Origin of the sequence: Synechococcus sp. PCC 6312, assembly GCF_000316685.1 — a bacterium.
Lineage (GTDB): Bacteria > Cyanobacteriota > Cyanobacteriia > Thermosynechococcales > Thermosynechococcaceae > Pseudocalidococcus.
On the sequence record NC_019680.1, the window covers coordinates 2,539,008 to 2,550,913 of the forward strand.

The following is an 11,906-nucleotide window of genomic DNA, read 5'->3' on the forward strand; positions in this document are numbered from 1 at the left end:
TAACCCCAACCGCCCTAAAGCGTAAAGGTAAAGTTATCCACCAACAGGCCGGGTACTAAACTTCCCCCTAAAGCCCGATGTTCATAGGTATCGGTATGGGCAATGTAGTCTTGGGTTTGGGTCAGGTCAACTAAGTTCTCTCCAAAGCAGTTATAGAGACTTTCATCAAAGCGCAAGTCTTGAATCGGGGCGACAATTTCCCCAGCTTCAACCCAAAAACAGGCGTAACGAGTCATCCCGGTGATCCGACCTTGGGGACGATCACTCCAGTTGAGATAGTGCAAATTGCTCAAATATAGGCCGGTATTCAGATTTTTTAAAACTTCTGCGGCATTTAACTGCCCAACGCCCACTTCCGGGGCCCGAAGTCCTTCACTGGCAGCGGCTCCATTACTATCCAGGCCATATTCTTTGGCGGTCCGACTATTGACTAAGGTATTTACTAGGCGACCGGATGCAATGATGGGTAACTCTTCAGGGGCAAATTCTCCTTGATCATTGAAACGGGGGACTTGTCCGTGTCGGAAGTTTTCACTGAGAGAGAACTTGGGGGAGAGATGTTTTCCATCCCGCAGTGGGGCAAAGGCACTTTCTCCTTGGCGCAGGGCGGCTTCACTCACGGCTCCCCAAGATAACATCCCTACGAGTTCGGCGGTTGCGGCTGGGGCCAGATAGGTCCGATATTGACCAGGAAGAATGGTTTTGCCGGGCTGCTCCAGGATTTGCAGTTGGGGCCGGGCTGCAGCGATTTGGGCCTGATAGCGAGACTCTGACCAAACAGAACCGGCCTGAATGGCTTTGACGGCTTTACCAGTCCCCGTGATCAAGGAATAGTCGAGGGTGAAGGTTTCTGTCGCAAACCAATGGTGTTGACCAGCAGAGTTACTGTTGCCCCGAAAAATTAGTCCCCCGGCGTAAAGGCCCGTAAAGTCTAAATCTTGGACTGGCGCAAGAATGGCGGTGACGGCTGTTTCTGGCTCTAAAAGTTGACCGGGGTGATAGTCACGACTGGAGCCAAAGTTCTGGGGCAAAACAATGTAGGGGTCGGGGGGAAGTTGGGGCAGTTCTTGGCGCAGTTGGTGCAGGGCGTAGCGACTCCGGCTCAGGTCAAGCTCTGGATTGCTGGTAAAGGGGAGGCTGGCCTGGGCGGTGCGCTCGTTGTGGATGAGGGTTAGGGTCAGTTGGGCATCGCTGACAGTTCCAGTTTGGCGGACTTTGGCCTGGTTAAAGCGGATAAATTGGCTATTTTCACCCCGAATGGCCAGAAATAGATGCTCATCAGCCTGTAGTTCATTGAGGAGTGCCTGACTCAGGGTTTGGAATTGGGCGGCCAGTTGTTCGGGTGGCAAGGCAAACAAGGAGAACTCCACTTTATTTCACGTTGTTTTTGATCCTAACTTGCTTTGTTGGGAAGGGATGACTGCCCCAGAGGAAATGAGCCATCTAGACTCAGGACTTAGCGAATCCCATCCACCCGCTGCTCCCAGTTTTGGCCATCAAAGGGTTTAATTTCAAACTGGGCCTGGACTTCCGGCTGCCACCAGTCATCTAAGCAACGAAGGTTGACATCGTAATCATTGGGGTGGGAACGGGGGCGATAAAAGGAATGAATGCCACAGGTTTTGCAGAAGTAATGTTTAGCAATGCCGGTATTAAACGTGTAAGTAGCTAAGTGATCCTCACCTTGGAGTAATTCAAAATCTTCCGGTGGCACAATCAAATGCAAAAAGCCTTTTTTACTGCAAATGGAACAATTACAATCCACGGCCTGGAATTTGCGCACCGTGACTCGAAACCTGATGGCCTGGCAGTGACATCCTCCGGTAAATGTTTTCGCTTCTGCCATGATTTATAACCTTGCAAAGAAGGACGAGGCAATATTCGGCAATCCAAGTTTAACTCAGACCCCAAGAGAATTTCTTTAAATGGGAGTTTATCCGCTAGTTGAAATCGTGTGGTGAAGTTGCCCGATAGCTCTAAGTTGTCTGGATTTAAGGGTCAAGCCAGGAGCGCAGGGATTCAAATTGAGTTTATCAAGATCAACCCAAACCACATATGGTTTATTACTGGGGGCTAATGTTCTCCCAATCGGCATAAGACTGGACTAAATCCCCGCTTCAGTTTAGTTTCCTGCTTGCCGCTTCCCATAAGAAATTGCATAGGCTCCAGAACGAAAGAGCAAGATTGGATCATTGGTTGGCTGCACACCATCGCTCAGAATTAGAGGATCAAAGTTAATAGCTTCACAGGCCTGGCCGGGTTGAGGTGCTGCCTTGGTTAGGGTCAGGGTTCCAACTTTTACCTGTTTCCGATTTTCCGGCCAAGCAATCGTGGGGTTGTTCTGCTCATCATTGGGCTGGCCAATCGTAGCAATCATGTCCCAGCGCACGGGGCCGTTTTGTGTCCGGTCAATCAGGGCTTTTTCAAGAAAGTTAGCAGGTGATGATTTTAATTGCTCGTCAGACAGCCGTTGCTCACCATCTTGGGGGACAAATTGCCAACGGACAAGGGTTGTTTTGTTTGCCCGGTTGATAAATTTGAAGGTATGAATCCCCCAGTAAGAACTATTGGCATAGCTAGTAGGGGGATTGTTATTGGCTAAGTATTGGGCCTGGGCGAGATTATCCGGGTGACTCTCTTTGAACGCTTTGAGGGCCTCTGGATTAGGTTTACCTGTGGCGGGGTCGGGCTTCATGGCGATCATTAGGTCATAGAATGTTTGCGGTTGAGCAGCCCCAAAAATCGGGGTGTTTAGCATCGCCATCTGGTGGAATTTCCCGTTGGGTAGCTGAAACTGGAGGGCTAATCCCCGCGCACTTTTAGCGGTATCTGGGGCCTTTGGATTGCCACCTGCTAATGAAAACCTAGCAACAACGGGAATGGGTTGCCCTGAGAATAGTGGAGAACGCGAATATTTACGACCTTCAGCACTGCCAATAAATTCCCCAGATGCACAAACCCCTTTGATATGGTTCCGCCGCTGGCCTGGGTTAACCCCAAATGTCCCCTCAACTGCAGCGATGACTTGCTCTGGGGTGACTCCTGTGGCCGCAAAGCTGAGCGTGATGGCACTTAAGGATGTTGCGACCGCCAAGAAAACGACAAGAATTTGCTTCAAGCGAATCTTAAACTTGACTGGCACGATATATTTTCCCATTGCTTAGAACCTAACCCTAGTCCACAAAAAATAAACAACGGTTATTCTAGCGATTTTTTGTACTATCTTGCGACGTGGACTTTAAGTTAAGCAGTTTACCGGTTCATGTCAACGTATCAGTGGCTGTTCGTAATCTGAATCTCAGTTGGTATAAGACCGGGTTACAGCATGGCATCGGCTCCTGTACTAAACCCCCTTAGTGGTTCAAAACTTTCTCCGATTCCAAATGCCAGTTTAGGTAGTGTTTGAAATGACATCCCCCAAAAAATGCTTTTGATTCTGTCATGAGCTATAACCTCCCTAAGCGGGCCTGGAGAATTTTGGCTTGTTGTTCAGCCGCAGATAACGCAGCTTTGGCTCCTTCGACTACTTCTGGCTTGGCTTTAGCGACAAATCCCGGATTGCCTAACCGTTTTTGCACCGATTCAATTTCCTGGGTGACTTTTTGCAGGTCTTTGGTTAATTTCTCCTGTAGGGCTGACACATCTACAACACCCGCCAACGGAATCAGAACTTCCACAGTTCCAACCACACCCGCAAAGACTTTCTCATTGGCCGCTGATTCAGATGTAATGGTCAAGGTTTCCACACGGGCTAAATGTTCAATATAGGCTTGACCGGATTTGAGAACGGCTAACTCGTCTGGGTTTTGGCCTTGGAGAATGGTGGTAATTTTCAGGCCGGGTTTAATGCCTGCCTCAGAGCGTAAATTGCGAATGGTACGAATCGTTTCCATGATCAACGTGAAATTCGCTTCCAATTCCCCATCAATCAAGCTTAAATCTGGTTCTGGATAAGGTTGCAAGGCTAAATAGGTTGTGTCCGGGGCCTGGGTGAGACTGTGCCAAATTTCCTCGGTGATGTGGGGCATGAAGGGATGAAACAGTTTCAGGGTTGTTTCCAGGCCCTGAGCGAGTACCTGTTGGGCGGTGGTTTTACTAACAGAATCTTCTCCTTGCAGGCGGGGCTTAACCAGTTCAATATACCAATCGCAAAAATCACCCCAAATAAATTCATACAAGCCCTTGGATGCTTCCCCTAACCCATACTGATCAATTTGCTCACGGGTGGTTTTAATCAGTTGATTGAGTTTGGATAATAACCAGCGGTCGGCTAATTCTAATTGAGTTGGATCAGGAGAACCTAACTGGCCTGGGGTTTGCTCACCTAAATTCAGCAAGACAAAGCGGGAGGCATTCCAGAGTTTATTGGCAAAGTTGCGTGAGGCTTCGACAGTAGCCGATTCATCGGTTTTGCGGTTGTACTCCATCCGAATATCTTGACCCGCCCCGACGACTTCTTTGACCAAGGTATAACGTAGAGCATCCGTCCCATATTTATTAATCAACAGCAGCGGATCAATGCCATTATTCGAGGATTTTGACATTTTCTTGTTGTTTTCATCCCGCACCAGGCCATGGATATAAACATCAGAAAAAGGCATTTTTTTCGTGAAATATCCGGCCATTAAGGTCATCCGGGCGACCCAGAAAAAGATAATGTCAAACCCTGTAACGAGGGTGGCATTGGGATAATAGGTGTCAAAATCAATGGTTTTCTCGGGCCAACCTAATGTGGAAAACGGCCAAAGTCCTGAAGAAAACCAGGTATCTAGCACATCGGGGTCTTGTTCGAGGGTAATGTCATTACCAAATTGAGCTTTAGCTGTTTTTTCCGCCTCGGCCTGACTCTTGGTGACAATAAAGGGAGTGTGATCTGTAATTTCCCCATTAGTTTCACTAACCACATACCAGGCCGGGATTTGATGCCCCCACCACAGTTGACGAGAAATACACCAATCTTTTAAGTTGACAAGCCAATCCCGATATACTTTTGTCCAGCGTTCTGGAATAAACCGAGGGGAGTTATTGTCATCTAATTCATGTAGCGTGTGATCGGCTAAGGGGCGAATTTTAACAAACCATTGGGTTGATAAGAGTGGTTCAACCGGAACTTTGCCCCGATCACTGTAGGGAACGGTATGCTTATAATCTTCAACTCGAACTAAAAAGCCTTGCTGTTCTAATGCTTCAACGACTTTCTTCCGAGCGACAAACCGATCTAAGCCGACAAACTCTCCAGCGTTTTCATTCAATGTGCCATCTTTATTGAGCAAATTAATCATCGGTAAATTGTGGCGTTCACCCATGGCAAAATCATTGGGATCATGGGCCGGTGTCACCTTGACACAACCTGTCCCAAAACTCGGATCCACATAACTATCGGCAATGATCGGAATTTCCCGGTTCATCAACGGCAAGATCAATGTTTTTCCGACTAATTGGGTATAGCGGGTATCCTCAGGATTCACTGCCACCGCCGTATCCCCCAACATCGTTTCCGGCCGGGTTGTTGCCACTTCTAAATAGCCAGAACCATCAGCCAACGGATAGCGAAAATGCCACAAATGCCCCGCTACTTCGATGTTTTCTACTTCTAAATCGGAAACTGCGGATTGACTGGCCGGACACCAGTTGACCATGTATTGCCCCCGGTAGATCAGGCCATCCTCATAAAGCTGGACAAACGCCTCTAATACCGCCGCTGACAGGCCCGCATCCATCGTGAATCGCTCCCGACTCCAATCCACGGAGAGGCCCAGCCGCCGCAGTTGCCCGACAATCGTCCCACCCGATTCTTCTTTCCAGGCCCAGGCCCGCTCTAAATATTTTTCCCGACCAACATCCTCCCGAGCTTTCCCCGCCGCCGTTAATTCCCGATCCAAAATCGTACTCACGGCAATGCTGGCATGATCCGTTCCCGGCAACCAAAGCGTATTGCGCCCAATCATCCGGTGATAGCGAATCAGAACATCAATCAAGGCGTGTTCAAAGGCATGACCCATGTGCAAACTGCCCGTGACGTTTGGCGGCGGAATCACAATACAGTAGGGTTCACCGGGATGGTTTGGATCCGCTTGAAAGGCCTGGTGAGTTTCCCAGAGGGTTTGCCATTTGGCTTCCGTGGCCTGGGGGGTGTATTGACTGGGCAGAGGGGCAGGTGTGGTCATGGAGGCGGCAAACTCAATAATGCTCACCTATTTTACCTGGCGGCCGCTGGCCTGGTTGGGATTGGGAGGCTTAGGTGACTCACCGATCCTTTTACTTTGTTAGTTTTTGGAAGAATGTTGAGTCTTTTTGGGGACTGGGTTAGAGTCAGGACAGTCGTTTTCCATCCGATCAGGCCTGGGCTGAAGACCCCGCAAGAATTTGGTCATTAATTTATGGTTGCTAACCCTTCACGATCTCCAGCAGAGCTAACATCTGTCCCATCGTTATATGAGCAAGATTATCTGATCTGGCTTGAAAAAACAGTCCGTCAACTAGAGTCTCAGGTCTTTTCAGAACTTGATTTAGAAAATCTAATTGAGGAAATTAGCGATTTGGGTAAAAGTCATAAAAATGCTGCGGCTAGTTATCTCATGCGGATTTGCGAACATTTACTCAAGATCAAATACTGGGATTCGGAGCGGGAGCATTGTTATCCTGGGTGGCGGCGGGAAATTAGAAACTTTCGGATTGAGCTTCACAAATTATTGGAAAATAGCCCAAGTTTAAAACGATTTCTGGAATCTGAATTTAATACCCAGTACCGGAATGGACGTGACCTTTTCCTGGATGCTAGCAATTTACCCGCCGTGTTAGTTCCTGAAGAACCCAAATTTACCCTCGACCAGGCCCTTGATGCAGACTGGTTGCCCATCTAATTGGAAGGCTTGGTGGGTTCCCCAGAGTTCTTACCATTTGGCTTCCGTGGCCTGGGGGGTGTATTGGCTAGGTAGAGGGGCAGTTGTGGTCATGGAGGCGGCAAACTCAATAATGCTCACCTATTTTACCTAGCTGCCGGGGAATCAATTATCTTCTGTGGAGGAGCGATTGCGTTATATAGATTCTTTAAGGCTTATAGTCTCTTCTGTGAGAGAAAGAATGTATTGATCACCCTTACGAAACATCCATCTTGAAGTTTTAAGAACTTTATTGCAAGTTTCTAATATTTGCTTCTTAGGTGACGATGAAATATGCAGCCCCGCAAGCATAGTTGGCTTATTATCTTCAAGTTTAAAGGTAACCAACATAGGTTCGACACTCATTATACGAACATAACCTTCAGGACAGTCATCAGTAGTCCATCCGTATACATCGAGGGGTAATAGCTGGCTCAATGTGAGGATACATTGATGTAGCCAAGTACCTATTTCGTGATTTTTTGCCCTGTCAAAAATGTTTTTAGCTTCATAAGGCATTAATCTATCTACATGAGCTGATAACCGATCTCTCACACCCCGAATGGCACTTGTTTTATCAAGAGGGACAACTTTTAGGAAATCTTCAAGAGTTTTATTAATCGTTTTCATCTGAGCTTTATTAGATTTACTTCTCATCTCAGGTGCAGATTGCAAATAGTTACATAAATCTCGAATTGATACACAAAGTGAGTATAAAGGAGTTACTAATAATTTGGCTCGGCGGCGAGATTGTTCTGCGTCCTTTAGAATAGCGGTAGGCATTAATAGATTATTAATATCTTCTAGCGCATCAAAGCATCGCCAAAGATGTAGGGCAGGAGTATTTGATGGATGCCAATCATTAATCTTTGCTTCTTCTGTTGCCAAATTAGAAAGCTTTCGTTTAGCTTTATCTAAATATATGGGAATACCCTTTTGATCTTCCACAGCACTTACTACAGACTTTAACGTGATCAAGTCAACCTATTTTAGCAAACCCAGTTAAGGTAGGGACTTCTTAAGAATCATTAGCCAAGCCACGCGCAAATTGGATCGCCTTAAAAAGGCTTGGATGGTTTTTCTGATTCTTTCTTGTTTGACTTGCCAATCACCACCAGGCCTGGGGCGAACATGATAGGTTGGATTTTCTTTTGTGGGACTGCTATTTTTCTTGGTCATGGGTCTTTGTGGGCTTACTTAGTTACTTATTCTAACGGGCCTGGTGCGTTTCCCAGAGTTGTTACCATTTGGCTTCCATTGATCCATTTGTTCACTGCAATACCCAGGAAAGCGCTTATAAATCTAACCAACTTCGTAACGATGCCCCAAGATGCCTCATATCAGCTTCTCCTAATTGACCAATGACCTTAATAACTAAACTTTTATGTACCGTATAAATACCTCTTTTTACAGCAGTCACAACATTCAACCCAGCTAATGACCATTCTTGAAGGATAAACTCTCCCGCAAGGAGTGATGCTATTTTGCTCGTGAGTGGAGTAATAAAAATATCCTGAGATAGATTTGGTGGGCTGATAACAACTGCAGGCCTTACCTTAGAACTCGTCAAATCTGAAAATGGATAGCGTACCAGGATGACATCATGTTTCGAGTAATTTGGCATAGACATCATCCTCGTCATTATCCCAAACTGCATCCAGCGATGTCTGACTAGCACCTAACCAAAACTCAGCATTATTCTTAGGTAATTTACCAGGAACTTTTTTTCGGTGATGGATATCCACTCGTCCACCTACTTCATGGGCCAGGCCACGTGCAAATTGAATAGCCTCTTTCTGGGTTAAAAAGGCTTTAATAGTTTTTCTAGTTCCTTCTTGTTTTACCTGCCAACCACCACCAGGCCTGGGGCGGACATGATAGGTTGGATTTTCCTGAGTGGAAACGCTATTTTTCTTAGTCATGTGTCATGTAGGAAATTAATAGCTGATTTATTCTAACTGGCCCGGCCTGGTGAGTTTCCTAGAGTTGCTGCCATTTAGCCTCCGTGTCGGTGAGACTGAAATCAAAACGACTTTCGGATACTTGCGGCTTGAGTATGCGTTTCCTCTGGATAGTTGACATAGAAAATACGACCAAGATCGGAATCTATGGAGATCCCAAACAATCTTTACAAAACTTAAATAAACTTAAGAGTTTTCTGCTCGACGATTAGATTTGGATAGACTGAGTGAAGTCAGGGAAATTTTAAGAGGGCGAACGATGGGACTCGAACCCACGAGTGGTGGAACCACAATCCACTGCCTTAACCACTTGGCTACGCTCGCCGCAGATGTTGCTAATCTCTGATTATACCAGATACTTAATCATGGATCGTCCTTCACTTATTTCTGCTCATCCCCTACCGCCGCGGCAGTCTCGTCCCAAAAGCTTGGCCTGGGTGGTCGTGCTGAGCTTGGGTCTGGTTGGATTTAGTGTGGTTGCAACACTGACAAACCCGGATCAAGCTGCCTATGAAACCTATCTCAGTCACCAGGCCCTGAGTCAGTTAGAAACTCAATTTTGCTCGCCAACCTCAACAACCGATCGTTTGGGGCTAGGGCAGTTTGTTCAACAAGGCTGTCAATCCCTCCTTCAACAAGGGCAACACCCCCTCAAGGAACTGATTGGCTACCATACAACGCGCCATAATCTTGGCCTGGTGAGTCTTTATACAACAGAGTTGCCAGCGGTAACCCGTAAAAAGATTTGGGCCATTGGCTTTTTGGGACAGATTTATTTACTGCAATAATTCCTATCCTATACCTGAAGGAATTTTTCACCGGGAATGCTACCTTGCCGCAAGCAAACCCAGCCAGTGCCGTTCCATTTAATCACCGTTGAAGGTATCGCTGCTTCTGGGGCAGGTGGCCAGGAGTCCTCGGATACGGTAAAAACCTGGGGAAAGTGTTTCTGAATTTCTAGGTAGGTTAATAAGGGAGGCTGCCCAGAACGATTGATGCTGGTGGTTGCCAAGGGGCCAGTCTGGTTAAGAATATCTCGAGCCATATCTGAATTGGGAATCCGCAGGCCAATGGTGGTTGGATTTTCCGGGTTCATGGCTGGGGGTAAGCGAGGGCTAGCAGGGAGAACAAGGGTTAACGCGCCTGGCCAATAGGTTGCTGCAATGGATTGCCAAATCTCCCAGGCCTGGGGACTCCCTTCAACATAGGGCCACAAACTTTCTGGAGACGCTCCCATGAGAATGAGAGGCTTATCGGACTGGCGTTGCTTGGCCTGGTAAATTAATCCGGCTTGATCTGGACGGCAGGCCAAGGCAGGCACCGTATCTGTCGGAAAGCTAATCAGGTGTTCACCGGAGCGCACCGCAGCGATTAGAGCCAAAAAAGAAATTGTAGCCATGATTGCCCTTAAGCAGAGTCAAAAAAACCGTCCGTTTTGTGGCGGAGTCAGTGACTAAAAGGATACTAGGAAAGAAATAATTAAGGAAACAATCAAGGCACAAGCCGTCAAAAACAGGGAAGACTTCAAGGATTGAGTGTACATAGACATAGGACAACGATGAATAATATAGGATTGGGTTGATTGAGTTCTTTTCAGGCTGCGGCAATTGTGGCTAGCAATAGTTTCCGTATCTGCTTTGTTAGCCGTATCACAAATTTTAGCGTAGAGATTAGTGTAATTGTCAGCTTCTGATGTATCCGGCCGTTCCAGAAACTCCTACCCCCTCAAGGCGCAAGTCGGTGGAGCAATTCTATGATCTCAACTAAAATTAATCGTCACCTAGGTGATTCACCCAAATCAGGTTCCCCATTGCGCGCGGGGCCTAATCCCTTGTAGATATGGGATGTGAAAATTTGATTAAGGGCGGCAGAAACCACGGTGAAAGCAATTACACTTTTAGGCTCAACTGGCTCGATTGGCACTCAAACCCTGGATATTGTTGCCCATCACCCAGATAAGTTTCGGATCGTTGGCCTGGCGGCTGGTCGGAACTTAGAGTTATTCATTCCCCAGGTACGGCAGTTTTGTCCAGAAATCATTAGCATTGCTGACCCCAACCAAAAACAAGACTTGTTAGATGGACTCGTAGGTTTAGATTCCTTACCCAAAATTGTTTTTGGAGCCGAGGGGATTGCCGAAGTGGCCGCCTATGGCGATGCCCAGGCCGTGGTGACAGGAATTGTTGGCTGTGCCGGATTATTACCCACAATTGCGGCGATTAAGGCGGGAAAGGATATTGCTCTGGCGAATAAAGAAACCCTGATTGCCGGTGGGCCAGTGGTGCTGCCTTTGATTGAGGAGTATGGTGTCAAGCTACTGCCAGCGGATTCGGAACATTCGGCCATTTTCCAATGTTTACAAGGGGTTCCGACCGGGGGCTTACGGCGGATCATCCTGACAGCATCGGGGGGGGCATTTCGGGATTGGCCGGTGGAAAACCTGAGTCAAGTCACTGTCGCCGATGCCCTCAAACATCCCAACTGGTCTATGGGGCCCAAAATTACGGTGGATTCAGCAACCCTTATGAACAAGGGCCTGGAAGTCATTGAGGCTCACTATTTATTTGGGGCCAGTTATGACCAGATTGATATTGTGATTCATCCCCAAAGCATTATTCATTCCTTAATTGAGTTACAAGATACCTCGGTATTGGCTCAGTTAGGTTGGCCAGATATGCGCTTGCCATTGCTCTACGCCTTGTCTTGGCCGGAGCGAGTTGCTACAGATTGGTCTCCCTTAGATTTGGTCAAGTCTGGAGATTTAACCTTCCGAACTCCCGACCACCAAAAATACCCCTGTATGAACTTGGCCTATGGGGCTGGCCGAGCTGGAGGAGCAATGCCCGCGGTGCTGAATGCGGCCAACGAACAGGCAGTAGCTCTATTTTTGGATGGTCAAGTTGATTTTCTAGATATTCCTCGCTTAATTGAACTAACCTGTAGCCAATTTGAGCACCAAAACATCCAAGCTCCAGGCCTGGCAGATATTCTCCATGCCGATCAGTGGGCCCGGGCCACGGTGCGGGATAAGGCCAAAACAGCCAAACCCCCGGTACTGATTTGA

General features: G+C 47.3%; 11 protein-coding genes and 1 tRNA gene. 3 read left to right on the forward strand and 9 right to left on the reverse strand.

The genetic code is table 11. The features are described from left to right. Nucleotides 1-14: 14 nt before the first annotated feature. The 4 genes from SYN6312_RS12395 to SYN6312_RS12410 all read right to left on the reverse strand — a co-directional run bounded on the left by SYN6312_RS12395 (nucleotide 15) and on the right by SYN6312_RS12410 (nucleotide 6,167). On the reverse strand, nucleotides 15-1,358 hold the full coding sequence (locus SYN6312_RS12395) for a TldD/PmbA family protein (protein ID WP_015125231.1): 1,344 nt from the start codon (nucleotides 1,356-1,358) through the stop codon (nucleotides 15-17). A gap of 98 nt (nucleotides 1,359-1,456) precedes the next feature. Beyond that, the gene (locus tag SYN6312_RS12400; RefSeq protein WP_015125232.1) at nucleotides 1,457-1,846 is read right to left on the reverse strand and encodes a GFA family protein; all 390 of its coding nucleotides are present in this window, start codon (nucleotides 1,844-1,846) and stop codon (nucleotides 1,457-1,459) included. A gap of 276 nt (nucleotides 1,847-2,122) precedes the next feature. Next, entirely contained in the window at nucleotides 2,123-3,142 is a 1,020-nt protein-coding gene (locus SYN6312_RS12405) for a catalase family peroxidase (protein ID WP_253276346.1), read from the reverse strand. A 304-nt stretch (nucleotides 3,143-3,446) separates the two neighbouring features. Next, nucleotides 3,447-6,167, reverse strand: a complete 2,721-nt coding sequence (locus tag SYN6312_RS12410) for a valine--tRNA ligase (protein ID WP_015125234.1) — start codon at nucleotides 6,165-6,167, stop codon at nucleotides 3,447-3,449. A 213-nt stretch (nucleotides 6,168-6,380) separates the two neighbouring features. On the opposite strand from SYN6312_RS12410, the gene SYN6312_RS12415 reads away from it, so the two are divergent. After that, nucleotides 6,381-6,863 carry a DUF29 domain-containing protein gene (locus SYN6312_RS12415; RefSeq protein ID WP_015125235.1) on the forward strand — a complete coding sequence of 161 codons (483 nt, stop codon included), beginning with the start codon at nucleotides 6,381-6,383 and terminating at the stop codon, nucleotides 6,861-6,863. A 174-nt stretch (nucleotides 6,864-7,037) separates the two neighbouring features. Here the strand turns inward: SYN6312_RS12415 and SYN6312_RS12420 are convergent, their stop codons facing one another. The 4 genes from SYN6312_RS12420 to SYN6312_RS12430 all read right to left on the reverse strand — a co-directional run bounded on the left by SYN6312_RS12420 (nucleotide 7,038) and on the right by SYN6312_RS12430 (nucleotide 9,166). Further along, complete coding sequence (locus SYN6312_RS12420) at nucleotides 7,038-7,829, reverse strand: hypothetical protein (RefSeq protein WP_015125236.1); 792 nt, start codon at nucleotides 7,827-7,829, stop codon at nucleotides 7,038-7,040. A gap of 346 nt (nucleotides 7,830-8,175) precedes the next feature. Further along, nucleotides 8,176-8,505 carry a type II toxin-antitoxin system PemK/MazF family toxin gene (locus tag SYN6312_RS19020; RefSeq protein ID WP_015125237.1) on the reverse strand — a complete coding sequence of 110 codons (330 nt, stop codon included), beginning with the start codon at nucleotides 8,503-8,505 and terminating at the stop codon, nucleotides 8,176-8,178. Continuing rightward, nucleotides 8,483-8,803 (reverse strand): DUF2188 domain-containing protein, encoded by a 321-nt coding sequence (locus tag SYN6312_RS19405; protein ID WP_015125238.1) that lies wholly within the window; start codon nucleotides 8,801-8,803, stop codon nucleotides 8,483-8,485. Before SYN6312_RS19405 ends, SYN6312_RS19020 begins: the two co-directional genes overlap by 23 nt. 290 nt (nucleotides 8,804-9,093) lie before the next feature. Continuing rightward, nucleotides 9,094-9,166 (reverse strand) — tRNA-His (locus tag SYN6312_RS12430). 41 nt (nucleotides 9,167-9,207) lie between these two features. Between SYN6312_RS12430 and SYN6312_RS12435 the strand changes: the two genes are divergently transcribed. Beyond that, entirely contained in the window at nucleotides 9,208-9,630 is a 423-nt protein-coding gene (locus tag SYN6312_RS12435) for a DUF4359 domain-containing protein (RefSeq protein ID WP_015125239.1), read from the forward strand. An 8-nt stretch (nucleotides 9,631-9,638) separates the two neighbouring features. Here the strand turns inward: SYN6312_RS12435 and SYN6312_RS12440 are convergent, their stop codons facing one another. Further along, nucleotides 9,639-10,241 carry an L-threonylcarbamoyladenylate synthase gene (locus SYN6312_RS12440; RefSeq protein WP_015125240.1) on the reverse strand — a complete coding sequence of 201 codons (603 nt, stop codon included), beginning with the start codon at nucleotides 10,239-10,241 and terminating at the stop codon, nucleotides 9,639-9,641. Between the two features lie 480 nt (nucleotides 10,242-10,721). Between SYN6312_RS12440 and dxr the strand changes: the two genes are divergently transcribed. Continuing rightward, complete coding sequence (dxr, locus tag SYN6312_RS12445) at nucleotides 10,722-11,906, forward strand: 1-deoxy-D-xylulose-5-phosphate reductoisomerase (RefSeq protein WP_015125241.1); 1,185 nt, start codon at nucleotides 10,722-10,724, stop codon at nucleotides 11,904-11,906.